The following is a 15,760-nucleotide window of genomic DNA, read 5'->3' on the forward strand; positions in this document are numbered from 1 at the left end:
ATCCGGCACACCCACCGGAACCGTCACCTTCACCGGGCCCGGCGGACTCAACCAAACGGTGCCGCTCAACGGCAGCGGACAGGCCTGCTTCACCAGTACGACCCTGGACACCGGAACCGTCACCGCCACCTACAACGGCGCCCCGTGCTTCACGGGCTCCGTGGGCACGGTAGCGGTGACCAAGAACAAGGCGTCGACCACCACTACGGTGACGGCGACGCCGAACCCGTCCAACTGCGGGCAGTCCGTGACCGTATGCGCAACGGTCGTGGCGAACCCGCCCGGATCCGGAACCCCGACCGGAACGGTGACCTTCACCGGGCCCGGCGGACTCAACCAGACGGTGCCGCTCAACGGCAGCGGACAGGCCTGCTTCACCAGTACGACCCTGTCCTCCGGAACCATCACCGCCACCTACAACGGTGACACCTGCTTCCTGAGCTCCTCGGGCACAGTGAGCGTCTCCGTGGCGGGCGCCAACACCGTCCTCACGGCGCCGCCGGCCCAGGTCCGCCTGCGCATGAACGGCACGTTCGTCATCCCGGCGATGAGTGCCACGCTCAAGAACGCCGTCACCAACGCGCCCATCCCCGGTCAGACCGTCACCTTCACCGCCAACACGGTGGCGGGGCCGGTCGTGCTCGGGAGCGCCGTCACCAACGCGAGCGGCGTGGCGACTCTCGCCCCGCCGAACGTCACCGTCCCGGCCGTGGTGATCACGGCCAGGACCTACACCGCCTCCTTCGCAGGGGCACCCTGCCTCAACCCGTCCTCGGTCACGGCACCTCTGACCTTCGTGCCGTCGCCTCTCCTCCCCTGATTCCGCACCACAACAGCACCACCACGCCGGGCCGCATCCAGCGGCCCGGCGTGGCTTTTGCCTGCGTGGGTCTCTCAGGTGTGCGGTAGCCCCGTACCCCGCCCCGGCCGGGCGTCGGCCGGTGACTCGGGACTACGGGACCAACGGACCGTTGCCAGCGGCGCCTTGTCGAGACCCTTCAGACTCAGTGCCCGTGACCGGCGAGTGCCAGTGGATCAGTTGACCCGTCGTCCCGATCCCGCCCGGTGGTGCCACCGGGGCAGGACGAAGACCGTGCAGCGGCGTTCAGCTCCGGAGCGCGTCCTGACAGCGGCGGCGTCGGCGGGCTCGGCGGCTGGGGGCGAAGGCCGCAGCGACCGCGGGGTCCGCTCCCCCCCCGTCAGCAGACCGGTGACCATACGGCCGGTGGCGGGGCCGAGTATCAGCCCGAGCATGTTGTGGCCGGTCGCCGGCATCACACGGGAACTGCCCGGAAGCGGTCCGGTCAGCGGCAGTCCGTCGGGGGTCATGGGCCGGGCGCCCACCCACTCCTCCTGACGGTCGTCCAGTCCGCGTGCCGCAGATACGGCAGCGCTGCGGCCACGATCGCCACCCTGGTCCACCGGCTCGACAAGATCGCGCGGCTGTCGGGCAAGGACGTACAGGACCCGAGGCAGGCGCTGGCGATGTATCCGGCGTGCATGGCGGAGCTGCTGCAAGTGCCGGGAGGCTCGTGACAGGGAAAGCGGCGTCACGAGCCCCTGCGGTCCGGCTGCCGGCGGCCCGGCGTTTACGCGGGTGTGAGGCGCAGCGGCAGGCTGCGCCAGCCGTGTGCGATGAATCCGGTGACCGGCTCCAGGGCGCCGTCGGCGAGGGCGAGGCGGGGGAACCGCTCGAACAGCATCGGCAGGGCGATGCGGGCCTCCATCCGGGCCAGTGGTGCGCCGATGCAGTAATGCACGCCGTGGCCGAAGGCCAGGTGCTCACGGTTCTCGCGGAGGAGGTCGAACTCGCCCGCTGTGGGGCCGTGCCGGCCGGGGTCCCACCCCGCGGCCGCGTAGCTGGTCAGGATCGGGTCGCCCTGCGGGATGGCCGTGCCGTCGGGCAGCGGGATGTCCTCGACGGCGTAGCGCAGGGGGAGGTTGGCGATGCTCGGCGCCCAGCGGAGCGTTTCCTCGATCACGTCGTTCCATGTGGCGGTGGAGTCCTCCAGCAGCCTGCGCTGCTCGGGGTGGGTGAGCAGGGCGTGCACGGCGTTGCCGATCAGATTGACGGTGGTCTCGTGGCCAGCGCCGATGACGAGCAGCAGGGTGTCGAGGAGCTGGGGCTCGCTCAGCCGTGAACCGTCGGTGTCGCGGGCGGTCACCAGGGTGGTGGTGAGGTCCTCCCCGGGGTTGTCCCGCTTGTACTTGACGAGTTCGGAGAAGGCTGCGTGGACCTCCGCGCCGGTGGCGGCTGCCTGTTCCGGGGTCGCGGTGGTGTCCATGATGCGTTCGATCAGATCCGCCACGGTGGGACGTGTCTCCTCGGGGATGCCGAAGAGTTCGCAGATGACCTGCATGGGCAGCGGCTGGGCGAAGCCGGCGCGGAGGTCGACGGTTTCGCCGGGGGGCGTCTCGGCGAGCGTGTCGAGGAGTCCGGCGGAGATGGCTTCGATGCGCGGCTCGAGGGCGCCGGTGCGGTGTGCGGTGAAGGCGGGGGCGATCAGTTTGCGCAGCCGGCGGTGGTCCGTCCCGTAGGCGGTGAACATGTTGTTGACCCCGACCCAGGAGCGGATCCAGCTGTCCTGGTGTTCGCCGCGCTGCCAGGCGGGCCAGTGCTGCCGGGGGTCCTTCGAGACGCGGGGATCGGCGAGCAGCTGCTGGAGGAGCGCGTGGCTCGTGGGGTACCAGGCCCTGATGCCGCCGGGGAGTTCTACGAGTGAGGCGGGGCCGCGGCTGCGGAGGCGGTCGGCCTCGGCTCGGATGTCGTGCCCGGTCGGGTCGATGACGAGGGGGCGCTGGTGTTCCACGGGGTGGCTCCTGAGGGGTCGGGTACGAGGGGGGTGAACCGGGCCGGGAGCGTGGCCAGGGCGCGGTGGAAAGCTCCGGGGCGCCATTCCAGCCGGTCGTAGGGGACGGCGAGTTCGAGGTCGGAGAGCCAGGCGGTGAGCCGCTCGATCGCGGTCGTCGCCACCAGGAGGGCATGGTTCTGTACGGGGCAGGCGTGGGGGCCCGCGGACCAGGCCAGGTGGGAGCCGGCCCCGGTGCCGCCCGCCTGGGAGTCGCGGGGGACGGCGCTGTTCGCCGCGGCGTAGGAGACCAGGACGAGTTGTCCCGCGCGGATCCAGGTGCCGTGGAAGAAGACATCCCGCCGGGCCCAGTGCGCCCCGTAGTTGGACATGGGCGGATCGTGCCAGAGCACCTCGTTGATGGCGTCGCGTGCGGTGAGGGCTCCGCCGGTGAGCGTGGTGTAGTAGCGGTCGTCGGAGAGCATGCGGGCCAGGGCGTTGCCGATGAGGTTGGTGGTGGGTTCCAGCGCGGCGCCCAGCGTCAGCACGATCTGGTGGACGACTTCCTCGGTGGTCAGGTCTGCCGGGTGGTCGATGAACCAGCTGGCGAGGTCGAGACCGCGCTCCCGCTTCTTCGCGGTGACCAGGTCGATCACATAGTTCTCGAAGGCCTCGTTGCCGCGGGCGGCTTCCTCGGGCGTGTTGCCTTCGAGCATGCCGGCGAGGGCGTCGATGAGGCGTGAGCTGTCGGCGTCGGCGAGTCCGAAGAGCCGGTTGAACAGCAGCATCGGGAGCACCCGTGCGTACTGACTGATCAGGTCGGCTCGTCCGGTGGCGCCGAAGTCGCGGATCAGCGTGTCCGCGGCGTGGTGGACCAGGGACCGCACCTCGTGGGATTCGAGCCTGCGGAAGGAGTCGGTGATGACGCTGCGGTAGCGGTCGTGCGCGGCCCCGTCGGCGAACAGGACGTTCGGCCGCCAGGCGAGCATCGGCCGGATCGGTGAGTCGGCGGGAATGGTGTCCTGCCAGGGCCGCGAGTCGTGGGACCAGGTGGCGGGGTCCTGTAGCAGTTCCAGGGCGGTGCGGTAGTCGGTGATGAGCATGGCGCTCACGCCGGGCGCGATTTCGACCGGGGCCAGGTCCCCGTACTGGCGGAGCCCTTCGTAGGCGGTGTCCGGGTCCGCGGCGAACTCCGGGCCGTACAGCCGGAGCGGGGTGTAGTCGCGGTGGGCGGGGCAGCCCGGCGGTGGCATGGCGCCGGAGGGCGGAGGGAGGGTCATCGGGGGGCTCCAACGGGCGCGCGGGTCATGATGTGCCGGGCGAGGGTGATCAGCGCGTCGGCCGACTGGTCCCGGTCCCGGGCGTCGCACACCACCAGCGGGGTGTCGGGGAGCAGATCGAGATGGTCGCGCAGGGTGGCCGTGTCGTGCAGCGGTGCGTCGGGGAAGGCGTTGACGGCGACCGCGTACTGCAGTCCGGCCTCTTCGATGATGTCCATGACCTCGAAGGAGGCGTCCAGGCGCCGGGTGTCGACGAGGACAAGGGCGCCCAGGGCGCCTTCCGCGATGTCCTGCCACAGCGGAAGGAAACGCTTCTGCCCAGGGGTGCCGAACAGGTAGAGGACCAGCTCGTCGGAGAGCGTACGGCGGCCGAAGTCGATGGCGACGGTCGTGGTGGCCTTCTCCCGCACTCCGGCCAGATCGTCCACCAGCGCGCCGGCCTGCGTCATCACCTCTTCGGTGTGGAACGGCGGAGTCTCGGACAGAGCGCGGATCATCGTCGTCTTGCCGACCCCGAAAGGTCCGGCGATCAGCACCTTGACCAGGAGCGGTTCAGCAGCCGCCGGCAGCGGGCCGGGGCCGTCGCCAGGACTTGAGCCGTCGCTAGGACTTGAGGGCGTTGAGACCATTGATCAGTTTCTCCAGAATGTCCTGGTCGGGCTGCTGGGCGGCGGGGATGGGGGGACGGGCCCGCAGATAGCCGGCGTCCACGAGGTCGGCCGCCAGCACGCGCGCGATGCTGAACGGCAGGCCGAGGTGGACGGCGACCTCGGCCAACGGCAGCGAGCAGCCGTCCGGCAGGAGTTCGAGCACCCGCCGCTGTCCGGCGCTGAGTGCCGTCGGCACCTCGGGGCTCGCCGCGTGCAGCACCGACAGCCGCTCCAGCGAGCTGCCGTCGTCGCCGGCGCGTCCGCCGGTGGCCAGATAGTCCGGTACCAGCCGCCTGCTGGGGGGCCGGGGGCTCATCACGTGGCGGCGTTCTGCCGGGGTTTGCTGCTCATCGCCTTCGCTCCGAGGGCTGCGACCTGGACATGCATCCGGTGGGCCAACACGCCCATGTTGATCTCCGGGGCGGCGAACACCACCAGACAGGCGTTGGCACCCGCGGGTACGGCCACCAGCCAGCCCTGCGCGGACTCGATCACGGTCTGCCGCAGCTCGGCGGATCCGCCGGTGAACGCGCTGGTGGTCGTACGGGCCGCTCCCTGAAGTGCCGAGAGCATCGCCGCGACTCCTTCGGCGCTCTCCCGGCTGAGCTCCGGCGACCGTCCCTGGACGAAGCCGTCGCTGGAGACCACTGCCGCGTGCCGTACGTGCGGCAGTTGCAGCAGGGGCTCCAGTACCCAGGACTGGTCCTCGGTCAGAGGGCGGCGGACGGGCGTGCTCATGCGGGCGGCTTCCCTTCCTCGGTGCTGTCGGCGTCGGACAGCGCTGCACGGCGTCCGGCGGCGGAACCTCGCTGGAGGGCGGCCCACTTCTCCGCGCTCTGCGCCGCCTCCTCCTCGGGGGACTCCGGGGCGGGGAGCTCCGGGGCGGGGAGCTCCGGGGCGGGGAGCTCCGGGGCGGGGAGCTCCGGGGCGGGGAGCTCCGGGGCGGGGAGCTCCGGGGCCGGGGCGGTTTCTCCCGCAGGGGTGGGATCTTCCGCGGGGGCAGCCTCTCCCGCAGGGGTGGGCGCCCCCGTCTGCGCCGCCTCCCCGGACGGCGGCTCACCGCCGGTGAACTCGGCCACCGCCCGGACCGGTTGACGCCGCCGTCTGCGCGGCAGGGCGGCGGTACCCGGGGCAGCGGCCGATCCCGTCGGCGCCCCGGGCTCGGAGTCCGCGGCGGTCGGCGCCGGGGCGGTCGGCGCCGGGGCGGAGGTGGGAGATGCGGCCGGCGCGGAAGCGGGAGCGGGGACGCTCAGCGGCTCGTGAGGACGGGGCGCGATCGCGGACATGGGCTGCTGCGTCTCGTCCAGAAGGGTCAGCAGCGGGTCACCGGGGATGAAGACGACGGCACGGACACCGCCGTAGGCGCTGGTCTCGACATGCACGCGGAAGCCGTAGGCGCGGCAGAGCTGCCCGATGGCGGCGAACCCCGAGCGCGGCGGGTCGCCCAGTTCCGTGAGCAGCACCGGCTCCGTGCCGGTCATCAACTGGGTCGCACGGCGGGCCTCGTCCTCGTGCAAGCCCACTCCTGCGTCGTCGACGATGACCGAGGCACCCCGGCTGCCCTGCTGGACCACGACGTGCACCGGCAGGTCGGGATGCGAGTGGTGCAGGGCGTTCGCCAGCAGTTCGGTGACCGCGACGGCTACCGGTTCCACCGCCCGTGCCACCACCGCGATCGGGTCCCGTAGCTGATTGCTGACCTGGACGCGGTGGTAGCCCCGCACTCGGGAGCTGGCACCGATGACGATCTCGGACAGGTAGGAGTCGGCGCGGGAGAGGCCCGGCCATGCGTCCGAGACGATCCCGGTGACCTGGATACGGCGGAGGATCTGTTCGTTGAGGAAGTCCACATCGATCAGGTCCTGCATCACCTTCTCCCCGTCGTAGCGGCGTTGCAGCTCCTGGAGCAGCTCTTGCATCCGGTAGCTCATCGCCTGGATCTGGGTCGTGGCGCCGCGCAGTGCGGCCCGCGCGGCGGCGTCCACTCGCTCTCGTTCGGTGTGCACGGCGCTGCCGACGCAGTCGAGCATCCGCTGCCCCGCCCGGTCCACCTCGCTGCCGGTCAAACGGGCGTCGTGCAGTCCGGGAACGGTCACATGGGGGTGAGCCAGAGCCGTCACCGAAGCGGGCATACGGACATCGGTGAGATGGCGCAGCTCGGTGTGCAGCCCCTCCAGCGCGTCCAGAGCCTCCGTTCCCCGCCGCTCGGCTGCGGCCAACTCCTCGGTGGCGCAGCCGTGTTCACGGCGTCTGGCCCGGTGCTGCTGGACGGCCAGCGCTGCCAGCGCGGGCGCACACGCGCCGAGAATCCACGCCGCTACCGCTGCCACGTGCTCGTCCATCAAGCCTCACAGGAAGGGTCGTTACGGTGGGGGGAATGCGCGAGCCCCTGGGTCAGAGGGGGCCGGTGCCTGCGGAGGGCTTTCGGGTCCGTGCGGTGTGTCCGTGCGGTGTGTCCGTGCGTTCCGGGCTCAGCCGGAGTCATCGGCGCCCGCCCAACCATCGGTCGCGCGGGTTCGGCACGGTAAGAGTCCGGCGATACGGTCGCCGGGTCTCAGCGCGCGGCGGCCCGGCCCCGGCACACCATCCCCCATGGCATTACGCTCCGTAGTCGGCGGATCGTCATGGGTAAAGATCGTACGATACGCATGCAGCCGTCGTCTCCGGAGTCCCCAAAATCGTCGGACGACCACGATCCGGAAGCCCCGGCCAGGATCCCCGCCGACATCAACCGACCGCCGATTCAAGCAATCTGATCGTTGGTCAGAGATCTTCCATCGGTGGCTCCGCCTCCGGAGCCCCGCCCTCCAGGCAGCTCAGCGCGGCCGCGGTCATCGCTGTCACGCCGGTGGGGAGAGCGCGCCAACCGGCAGGCCTGCAAAGGCCTTCGGACCGCAACGCACTCCCGTGACGGCCGACCGTTACCCGCGGCCCTCGGCACCCAGGTCCCCGGCACCCCGGTCTCCCGCGCGCAATTCCTCGATGGCCGCACCGAGGAGCGCGGCGAGATCCTCCACGACCGGGTGCCGGGAGCGCGGACGGGTCACCGCGAGCACCTCGCGCTCGGGACGGTGCTCCCGCGGAAGGTCGATCCGGACGAGCGGCCGGGCCCGGTCCTGCCACCCGCCGACGACGGAGGCCGGTACGAGCCCCACCGCCAGGCCCTGGGCGATCAGCCCCAGGACCGTGTGATAGTCGTCCGTCTCGTACCGCACGGCCGGGGTGAGCCCGATGCGGTACGCCCAGCGCCGCAGCAGTCGCCGGTCGGGAGTGCCCGGATGGCCGGCCGCCCAGTCGGGCGCACGGCAGTCGTCCAGGGTGGCGGCGGCGCCGCCGGCCGCCATCAGCCACAGCGGTTCCCGCCCGAGGTCGAGGACTTGAAGGTCGTCCGCCACCGGCGGGTCCTCCGGGAGATACCGGTACGCCAGCAGGAGGTCGATCTCCCCGGTGCGCAGAATCCGCAGCCCGTGCGCCGGTTCGGTTTCCAGGACCCGCAGCCCGACCTCCGGATGGGCCCGGCGCAGCTCGGCCAGCGCGGACGGCAGCAACCGCCCGGCCGCCGACGCGTACACACCGACGCCGACCTCGGGCGCCCCCGACTCCGCGATGCGGCCGGCCAGGCGCCGGAAGTCCGCCGCCGCGGCGAGTACCTGGGCGGCGCCGTCGGCCAGCACCCGTCCTGCGGCGGTCGCCGTCACCCCACCCGGGCCGCGGGAGAGCAGTTCCACCCCCAACTGCCGCTCGAGCCGGGCCATCTGCTGCGACACGGCGGAGGGTACGTAGCCCAGGGCGGTTGCCGCGGCGCTCATCGACCCGTGCCGCAGCACGGAGAGCAGGGTCGTCAGCAGCCGGGGATCGATGTCGTTCATGATCGGTGAGAGTTCATGATCCGTGAGAGAGAGTTCATGATCGTTGAAAGCTCGCTTCCTGATGCATCACTTCTCATGATGCCTCTCCTGCGCAAGGCTGGTCCAGGCAATGCAACCGCAGGGACAAGGACTCATCGGTATGGGATCGGAAAGCGAAGCAGACAGGGAGCGTCCGGCGGAGCAAGGTGCGCGGGCTCCGGTCGCCGTGGTCACCGGGGTGGCCCAGGGCATCGGCCGGCAGGTGGCAGAGGTACTCGCCGGCGAGGGCTATGCGCTCGTCCTCGCCGATCTCCGGGAGCCGACGGAGACTCTGGCGGCCGTGCGTGAGGCGGGTTCGGAAGCGCTCTCGGTGGTCGGCGACATCGCCTCCGAGGCGGATACGGCCACGCTCGCCGATCAGGTCCGGGAGCGGTTCGGCCGGGTCGACGTCCTGGTCAACAACGCGGGAGTCTCGCTGCTCGCCCCGGCCGAGGAGACCACCGCCGAGCAGTGGCGCCGGGTCCTGGACGTCAATCTCACCGGCCCGTTCCTGCTGTGCCGGGCGCTGGGCTCCCTGATGCTCGAGGCGGGTACGGGCTCGATCGTCAACGTCGCCTCCATCGCCGGCCTGCGCGGCATCGCCGACCGCGCCGCGTACAACGCGAGCAAGCACGGGCTGATCGGACTCACGCGCACCCTAGCCGCGGAGTGGGGCGGGCGCGGCGTGCGGGTGAACGCGGTGTGCCCCGGCTGGGTGAAGACCGGGATGGACGCCGCCGACCAGGCGTCCGGCGGCTATACCGACACCGATATCGCCGAGCAGGTGCCGATGGGCCGATTCGCCGCTCCCGGCGACATCGCCCAGGCCGTCGCGTTTCTGGCCGACCCTGCCCGCAGTGGCTTTGTGAACGGCGTCGCGCTGCCCGTCGACGGCGGCTGGACGGCCGACGCCGGCTGGACCTCCCTGCGGCTGCGCAAGCGCTGACCGGCCGCGTAAACGCTGACCTGCGCCGGCCGGTCCCCCCTCCCCGCCGTAGAAGGGGGACCGACCGGAGTCGGTCAGTCGGTGGCGGCAGGTGTCAGCTCAGCCGCATGTGCGGCCTGAGTTGATGCACGAGACCGCCTTGCGCATCAGGGAGCGGGACATCACGTTGATGAAGTCGCTGTGGTCCGTGACCGGCTTGTGGAGCTGCTCCGGGAAGCTGTCGACAGCGAATACGGAGCCCCTCGGCACGTTGTAGGTGATCCTCTGCACCAGCTTCGGCACGGCCTTGAAGCCGGAGGCGCACGAGCCGTCGGACCGGGCGAAGGCGACATGCGTACGGTGGTTGGCGCTGTCGGTGTTGCTGCCGTCCCAGCAGCTCTGGAAGTTGAAGGTGCGGACGACCTTGCTCCCCTGGGGGCAGATCGGGAACTTGTCCTTCAGCTGGCGGTTCTCGAACCCGGTGCAGCTCCACGACGCGTTGGCATTCGTGAGGCCGTTGGTGAACGCCTTGGCGTCACCGGTGATGATGCGCAGGAAGCGGGGCATGGCGGTCACCTTGGCCGCCGGGCTTCCCTTGAACGTCAGCGACACCGACGCGGGTTGCAGGATCCGGCCCACATTGCCGTCCTGGCCTCCTCCCGGCGCGTTCGCGTCGGCCTCCCGCTGTCCGTTCCGCAGGCGCAGCACCGGCCAGTAGTGAGTGGAGCGGTCGCCGTTCGTACAGGTGGTGCCCGCTGCGGCGAGGCTGTCGTCGGTCGAGAAGGCGCTGGTGTCCAGGTTGCCGACGTAGTCGTGCATATGGTGCGCACCGTTGCTCACGCCCGGAGCGACGATGACGTTGTCCGGGTTGAAGTGCTTGTTCCCGTTGCGCCCGCAGCGCGAAGTGAAGGTGCCCACCGAGGCATCCTCCCGGGGCCGGGGCTTCGCCACGTTCGGCCGGATCTTCGTGATGTCGACGAAGTCCGCGCGCACGGGCCCGGACGGCTGCTGTTGCCCGCCGCCCTGTCCCTGCGCCTGCGCGTCCTGCGGCTGCGCCGGGGCGCTGCCGGCCGGGACGGGGGCGGCGGTGTCCCGCTTGAGGGTGCAGGGCGCCATGGACTTCAGGTCGCCGGGCTGCCCCGCCCCGTTCCCGATGGCGGTGGCGATCCTGCCGATCGTCTCGCGGCGCTCTTCGGTCAGCGGCCTCAGGATGGATGTGTCCACCCGGCTCGGCCCGGCCTTCTCCCACGAGGCGGCCCAGCGCTTGTACGCGTCCGCGACCTGTGTGTCCAACTGCGCGAGCTGGGCGTCGACTTCGGACCGGGCCCGCTGCGACACCTGCGACAGCTGCTCGGCGACGTCGGGGCAGTCGATGGTCGCTGTCCGCTGGCCGTTCTCCGACGGGGCGGGGGCAGCCGTTCCGTTGCCGGCCGAGGCGTTGCTGGTGACCAGAAGGATCCCCCCTCCCCCCAGCGCCAGTGCGGTCACCGCGGCGACTGCTGTACCGATGACTCGGGAACGTCTGTGGCCCTTCTTCTTCACGGGGCTTCTCTCCGATCGTCGCTCTCGCCGGGAGTGGGACTCTCCGTCGAGCCCCCCGGCCGGATACGCAAACGGCCCTCCCCCGGCCCGCCCCCACCGGCGACCGTGGTCGTCTTGCTGTCGCGGCGGGACACGCTTCCACCCAAGGGGAGGGCTCAACGCATACGGGGATACGGAGGGGAGCGCTCTCCCGTTCAATGCTCTTCAAGAATTTTTTCGCCCGGTCCGCGTGACGGCGCTCCCGTCCGCGAGAGGCCGGTCTAGACGAGCCCTGACCCGCGCCACAGCAGCAGCACCACATCGACCGCGGCGACAGCGATCGCGACGAGGAACGGTGCCCGCGGACGTACGCGTCCGAGCAGCGCCCCACCCACTGCGGCCCCGGCGGTGATCAGCACGACCGCCACCCCCGGCGAATGGGCCCGCCCGGGACCCGCCGTGCTCAGCAGCGCGGACGCCGACACCAGCGGCACGGGCAGCAACAGCCGCGCCCCGGCCGGCCCCAGCCGCTGCGGCCAGCCCCGCACCCCGGTCCTCAGATCGTCGTCGATGTCCGGCAGCACATTGGCCAGATGGGCGCCCACACCCAGCAGCGCCGACGCCGCGACCAGCCACCAGTGCGGCCAGGGATGTCCCGGCAGGCCGAGCGCGACGAAGGCGGGGAGGCTGCCGAAGCCGGCCGCGTACGGCAGCCAGGACCACGGTGTGGCCTTGAGTCCCAGGTTGTAGGCCCATGCCGCACCGACCCCGATGAGGTGGACGACGGCGGCGGGCACCCCGGACGCCAGCGAGAGCAGCACGCAGAGGGCCAGTGCCGTCAGCGCCGCGGACCGCACCGTGCCGGCCGGAACCGCCCCGGACACCACCGGCTTGGCGCACCGGCCGACAGCCGCGTCACGGTGCGCGTCGGCAGCGTCGTTGCACCACCCCACCGAGAGTTGGCCCGCCAGCACCGCGCCCGTCACCGACAGACATCCCGGTCCGCTCCTGCCCGCACTCAGGGCCAGTCCGGTGACCAGCAGGGTGACCGCGGCCGCCGGTACCGGGTGGCAGGCCCGCAGCAGGCCGCGCGCCCGACGGTATCCGGGGGCGAGGAGGGCGGAGGGTGACGAGTCTTCAGATGCCACCCACGGATCGTAAGGCCGGCCGGAACGGAGAGACGGCCCCTGGCGGCCCGACGCTCCCACCCACTCCGCCACCCGTCACCCGTCACCCGTCACCCGTCACCCGTCACCCGCGTGGCGTTGCCCCGGATGGACGCCGGAAAGCATGTCCCGGGGATGTCCGGGGCATTGCATGAGGTCGAAGACCGCCGACCGGGGGAGCCGGATGAGCCGCATCGCCGCTGTGCACGGAGTCCTGGCACCCCACCGTCACGCGCAGCGCGAGATCACCGATCTGATGGCCCGTACGTGTCTGCCCGCGGGCATGGACCGCGCCGTGCTCGACCGGCTGCACACCGCGGCGAAGGTCCGCTCCCGCCATACCGTGCTGCCGCTCGACGCATACGCGGGCCTCGACGGCTTCGGCGCGGTCAACGACACGTTCATCACCGCCGCGACGGACCTCGGTGCCGAAGCCGTCGAGGGGGCGCTGCGCGCCGCGGAGATCTCCCCCCGCGACGTGGATCTGCTGGTGTTCACCTCGGTGACCGGTATCGCGGCCCCCTCGGTGGACGCCCGGCTCGTCGGGCGCCTGGGCCTGCGATCCGACGTCAAACGGCTCCCCGTCTTCGGACTCGGATGCGTCGCGGGGGCGGCGGGCATCGGCCGGCTCCACGACTATCTGAGGGGCTGGCCCGACCATGTCGCCGTACTGCTCTCCGTCGAGCTGTGCTCGCTGACCTTCCAGCGTGCCGACCCCTCACCCGCCAACCTGGTGGCGAGCGCGCTCTTCGGCGACGGGGCCGCCGCGGTTGTGGCGTGTGGCGCAGGACGGCTGCCGCGGGGCCCCGGGCCGACGGTGGTGGCAACGCGCAGCCGCCTCTACCCGGACACCGAGCAGGTGATGGGGTGGGACATCACCAGCAGCGGCTTCCGCGTCGTACTCGACTCCACGGTCCCCGATGTCGTCCGCCGGCACCTCGCCGACGATGTCGACGGATTCCTCGGCGATCACGATCTGAAGAGGCACGATGTCACCGCGTGGGTGTGCCACCCCGGCGGTCCGAAGGTGCTCGAGGCAGTGGCGGAGACGCTCGACCTGCCCCAGGGCGCCCTCGATGTCACATGGCGCTCGCTGGCGGAGGTGGGCAACCTCTCCTCGTCGTCGGTACTGCACGTACTGCGGGACACCCTCCGCGGGCGGCGGCCCCCGCCCGGCACACCGGGCCTGCTGCTCGCGCTCGGCCCCGGCTTCTGCTCCGAACTGGTCCTGCTGCGCTGGTGAAACGGGGACAAGATGATCTGGTACACGGTGCTGGTGCTGGCCGTCGCGGCCGAGCGGACGGCCGAGCTGGCGGTGGCTCGCCGTAACGCCCGATGGAGCCTGGCCCGCGGTGGTACGGAGTCGGGACAGCGCCACTACCCGGCCATGGTGGTCCTGCACACCGGCCTGCTCGCCGGGTGCCTGTACGAAGTCCTCGCCGCGGAAACGCCCTTCGTGCCCGCGGTGGGGTGGCCGGCGCTCGCGGTGGTCCTGGCCGCCCAGGGGCTGCGCTGGTGGTGCATCAGGACGCTGGGCCCGCAGTGGAACACCCGGGTGATCGTGGTCCCGGGCCTGCCCAGGGTGACCGGCGGCCCGTACCGGCGGCTGCGCCATCCCAACTACGTCGCCGTGGTGGCCGAGGGGATCGCCCTTCCCCTGGTTCACGGCGCCTGGATCACCGCACTCGCTTTCACCGTGTGCAATGCGGTCCTGCTCATCGTGCGGATCCGTTGTGAGGACACGGCTCTCGCCACGACGGCGGAGGCCCCGGCAGCCGCGGGCGCACGGGCGTGACCGACCTGCTGGTCGCCGGCGGCGGCCCGGCCGGACTGGCCGCGGGCATCTACGCGGCGCTTGCGGGGATGGAGACCGTGGTGATCGAGCCCCGCCCGGGGCCGGTGGACAAGGCGTGCGGCGAGGGCATCATGCCGGGCGGGGTGCGGTCGCTGGACGCCCTCGGCGTCGGCATCCGCGGTCGTGAACTGCGTGGAATCCGTTACGTGGACGGCCCGCGGTCGGCCACAGCCGCGTTCCTCGGCGCGTCCGGTCTCGGCGTACGGCGGACCGTGCTGCACACCGCTCTGGCGCGGCGTGCGGCCGAACTGGGTGTCGAGGTCGTGACGGGCAAGGCCTCGGACGTACGGCAGGGCCCCGACTGGGTGGCCGCCGCCGGGCGACGGGCCCGTTGGATGATCGCGGCCGACGGCCTCCACTCCCCCGTACGCAGAGCGCTGGGTCTCGACCTGCCCGCGCGCGGCGCGGTCCGCCGGTACGGCCTGCGCCGCCACTACCGGGTGGCGCCGTGGACGGACCATGTCGAAGTGCACTGGTCCTCGCAGGGTGAGGCCTATGTGACTCCTGTGGGCGAGGACCTGATCGGCGTCGCGGTGCTGAGTCCGGTCCGGTGCGGCTACGCCACGCACCTCGAGCGCTTCCCGCGGCTGGCCGCGATGCTCGGCGGGGCTCCGGCGACGCCGGTCCGCGGCGCGGGGCCGATGCGCCAGCGCGTACGCGGCCGGGTGGCCGGGCGGGTGCTGCTGGTCGGCGACGCGGCCGGCTACGTGGACGCGCTGACCGGCGAGGGCATCGCGCTCGCGCTGGCGTCCGCCGAAGCGGCTGTGCGCTGCCTCGGCGGGGGGCGCCCCGGTGACTACGAGACGCAGTGGCGGCGGCTCTCGCGGCGGCACCGTCTGCTGACCGGCGCGCTGATCCGGATCAGCGGCCGGCCCGGCACCGCCCGGCTGATCGTTCCCCTGGCGTCGGCGGTGCCGTCGGGCTTCGGTGCCGCTGTGCATGCTCTCCAATGACGCGGTAGCGGGCGGCGCGGCACCTGACGGAGCGGTGTCCGGGCCCACCGCCGCGAGCCGCCCGGGCCGCAGGGCAGAATCGGGTCGACGGAACGGAAGGAAAACCGTACCCGCACCAGCACCCGTACCAGCACCGTCACCCCGCCGACCCGAGAGGATCCCCGTGAATCTCTACGACATCCCGCTGCGCACCCTGGCCGGCGAGCCCGCCTCACTCGGCGACCACAAGGGCAAGGCCCTGCTCATCGTCAACGTTGCTTCGCAGTGCGGGCTGACCCCGCAGTACGAGGGACTGGAGCAGTTGCAGCAGCGCTACGCCGGCCGTGGGTTCGCTGTGCTGGGCTTCCCCTGCAACCAGTTCATGGGCCAGGAGCCGGGCACGGCCGAGGAGATCCGGACCTTCTGCTCGACCACCTACGGGGCAACGTTCCCCCTGTTCGAGAAGGTCGAGGTCAACGGGGAGAACCGGCACCCGCTGTACGCCGAGCTGACCCGCTCCGCCGACAGCTCCGGCGAAGCGGGCGACATCCAGTGGAACTTCGAGAAGTTCCTTCTCTCCCCGGCGGGCGAGGTGGTGGGCCGATTCCGGCCCGGCACCGAGCCCGGGGCCGAGGACGTCGTCTCGGCGATCGAGGCGAACCTTCCCGTCTGAAAACGCTGACGCCACACACGAAGCCCTCCAGCCGGGTCTCATGGAAACCGGCTGGTGGGCTTCGAGCTGTTGGGCAGTCCGG

The 15,760-nt window shown here is 71.7% G+C and carries 16 protein-coding genes; 6 read left to right on the forward strand and 10 right to left on the reverse strand.

The genetic code is table 11. The annotated features are described in order from the left end of the window. Window positions 1–820, forward strand: an 820-nt coding sequence (locus tag ABZW18_RS32330) for an Ig-like domain repeat protein (RefSeq protein ID WP_356194495.1), incomplete at its 5' end; no start/stop codon positions are given. A 215-nt stretch (window positions 821–1,035) separates the two neighbouring features. Here the strand turns inward: ABZW18_RS32330 and ABZW18_RS32335 are convergent. From ABZW18_RS32335 to ABZW18_RS32370, 8 genes are all read right to left on the reverse strand, one after another. Continuing rightward, complete coding sequence (locus ABZW18_RS32335) at window positions 1,036–1,554, reverse strand: FAD-dependent oxidoreductase (protein WP_356194497.1); 519 nt, start codon at window positions 1,552–1,554, stop codon at window positions 1,036–1,038. Between the two features lie 35 nt (window positions 1,555–1,589). Beyond that, complete coding sequence (locus tag ABZW18_RS32340; protein ID WP_356194500.1) at window positions 1,590–2,810, reverse strand: cytochrome P450; 1,221 nt, start codon at window positions 2,808–2,810, stop codon at window positions 1,590–1,592. Beyond that, window positions 2,714–4,069, reverse strand: a complete 1,356-nt coding sequence (locus tag ABZW18_RS32345) for a cytochrome P450 (protein WP_356194503.1) — start codon at window positions 4,067–4,069, stop codon at window positions 2,714–2,716. Before ABZW18_RS32345 ends, ABZW18_RS32340 begins: the two co-directional genes overlap by 97 nt. Next, window positions 4,066–4,698 (reverse strand): ATP/GTP-binding protein, encoded by a 633-nt coding sequence (locus ABZW18_RS32350; protein ID WP_356194506.1) that lies wholly within the window; start codon window positions 4,696–4,698, stop codon window positions 4,066–4,068. The genes ABZW18_RS32345 and ABZW18_RS32350 overlap by 4 nt, the downstream gene beginning before the upstream one ends. After that, window positions 4,673–5,035: a DUF742 domain-containing protein gene (locus tag ABZW18_RS32355; RefSeq protein WP_356194509.1), complete on the reverse strand. Its 363-nt coding sequence runs from the start codon at window positions 5,033–5,035 to the stop codon at window positions 4,673–4,675. Before ABZW18_RS32355 ends, ABZW18_RS32350 begins: the two co-directional genes overlap by 26 nt. Further along, window positions 5,035–5,457, reverse strand: coding sequence for a roadblock/LC7 domain-containing protein (locus tag ABZW18_RS32360; RefSeq protein WP_356194512.1), 423 nt, complete (start codon window positions 5,455–5,457; stop codon window positions 5,035–5,037). Before ABZW18_RS32360 ends, ABZW18_RS32355 begins: the two co-directional genes overlap by 1 nt. Next, the gene (locus ABZW18_RS32365) at window positions 5,454–7,049 is read right to left on the reverse strand and encodes a sensor histidine kinase (RefSeq protein WP_356194514.1); all 1,596 of its coding nucleotides are present in this window, start codon (window positions 7,047–7,049) and stop codon (window positions 5,454–5,456) included. Before ABZW18_RS32365 ends, ABZW18_RS32360 begins: the two co-directional genes overlap by 4 nt. Before the next feature lie 591 nt (window positions 7,050–7,640). Next, entirely contained in the window at window positions 7,641–8,588 is a 948-nt protein-coding gene (locus tag ABZW18_RS32370; protein ID WP_356194517.1) for a LysR family transcriptional regulator, read from the reverse strand. Window positions 8,589–8,727: 139 nt separating this feature from the next. Between ABZW18_RS32370 and ABZW18_RS32375 the strand changes: the two genes are divergently transcribed. Further along, a complete protein-coding gene (locus tag ABZW18_RS32375) occupies window positions 8,728–9,552 on the forward strand; it encodes an SDR family oxidoreductase (RefSeq protein WP_356194519.1) in 825 nt (274 codons plus the stop codon). A 99-nt stretch (window positions 9,553–9,651) separates the two neighbouring features. On the opposite strand, the gene ABZW18_RS32380 is transcribed toward ABZW18_RS32375, so the two are convergent. Both ABZW18_RS32380 and ABZW18_RS32385 read right to left on the reverse strand, forming a co-directional pair. After that, window positions 9,652–11,073 (reverse strand): DUF1996 domain-containing protein, encoded by a 1,422-nt coding sequence (locus tag ABZW18_RS32380; RefSeq protein ID WP_356194521.1) that lies wholly within the window; start codon window positions 11,071–11,073, stop codon window positions 9,652–9,654. Between the two features lie 260 nt (window positions 11,074–11,333). Next, window positions 11,334–12,200 (reverse strand): UbiA family prenyltransferase, encoded by an 867-nt coding sequence (locus ABZW18_RS32385; RefSeq protein WP_356194523.1) that lies wholly within the window; start codon window positions 12,198–12,200, stop codon window positions 11,334–11,336. Window positions 12,201–12,402: 202 nt separating this feature from the next. Between ABZW18_RS32385 and ABZW18_RS32390 the strand changes: the two genes are divergently transcribed. From ABZW18_RS32390 to ABZW18_RS32405, 4 genes are all read left to right on the forward strand, one after another. Beyond that, a complete protein-coding gene (locus tag ABZW18_RS32390) occupies window positions 12,403–13,461 on the forward strand; it encodes a 3-oxoacyl-[acyl-carrier-protein] synthase III C-terminal domain-containing protein (protein WP_356194531.1) in 1,059 nt (352 codons plus the stop codon). 12 nt (window positions 13,462–13,473) lie between these two features. Then, complete coding sequence (locus ABZW18_RS32395; protein WP_356194525.1) at window positions 13,474–14,013, forward strand: isoprenylcysteine carboxyl methyltransferase family protein; 540 nt, start codon at window positions 13,474–13,476, stop codon at window positions 14,011–14,013. Then, complete coding sequence (locus ABZW18_RS32400) at window positions 14,010–15,026, forward strand: NAD(P)/FAD-dependent oxidoreductase (protein WP_356194527.1); 1,017 nt, start codon at window positions 14,010–14,012, stop codon at window positions 15,024–15,026. Before ABZW18_RS32395 ends, ABZW18_RS32400 begins: the two co-directional genes overlap by 4 nt. Window positions 15,027–15,189: 163 nt before the next feature. Next, window positions 15,190–15,678, forward strand: a complete 489-nt coding sequence (locus ABZW18_RS32405) for a glutathione peroxidase (protein ID WP_356194530.1) — start codon at window positions 15,190–15,192, stop codon at window positions 15,676–15,678. Window positions 15,679–15,760 lie beyond the last annotated feature (82 nt).

Source organism: Streptomyces sp. NPDC004647 (genome assembly GCF_040609575.1).
Lineage (GTDB): Bacteria > Actinomycetota > Actinomycetes > Streptomycetales > Streptomycetaceae > Streptomyces.

Bases quoted from the DNA above. Each gene is read 5' to 3' on its own strand.
- ABZW18_RS32345 (WP_356194503.1), bottom strand. From the start codon at position 4,069: ATGACCCTCCCTCCGCCCTCCGGCGCCATGCCACCGCCGGGCTGCCCC.
- ABZW18_RS32350 (WP_356194506.1), bottom strand. From the start codon at position 4,698: ATGGTCTCAACGCCCTCAAGTCCTAGCGACGGCTCAAGTCCTGGCGAC.
- ABZW18_RS32355 (WP_356194509.1), bottom strand. From the start codon at position 5,035: ATGAGCCCCCGGCCCCCCAGCAGGCGGCTGGTACCGGACTATCTGGCC.
- ABZW18_RS32360 (WP_356194512.1), bottom strand. From the start codon at position 5,457: ATGAGCACGCCCGTCCGCCGCCCTCTGACCGAGGACCAGTCCTGGGTA.
- ABZW18_RS32370 (WP_356194517.1), bottom strand. From the start codon at position 8,588: ATGAACGACATCGATCCCCGGCTGCTGACGACCCTGCTCTCCGTGCTG.
- ABZW18_RS32375 (WP_356194519.1), top strand. From the start codon at position 8,728: ATGGGATCGGAAAGCGAAGCAGACAGGGAGCGTCCGGCGGAGCAAGGT.
- ABZW18_RS32390 (WP_356194531.1), top strand. From the start codon at position 12,403: ATGAGCCGCATCGCCGCTGTGCACGGAGTCCTGGCACCCCACCGTCAC.
- ABZW18_RS32395 (WP_356194525.1), top strand. From the start codon at position 13,474: ATGATCTGGTACACGGTGCTGGTGCTGGCCGTCGCGGCCGAGCGGACG.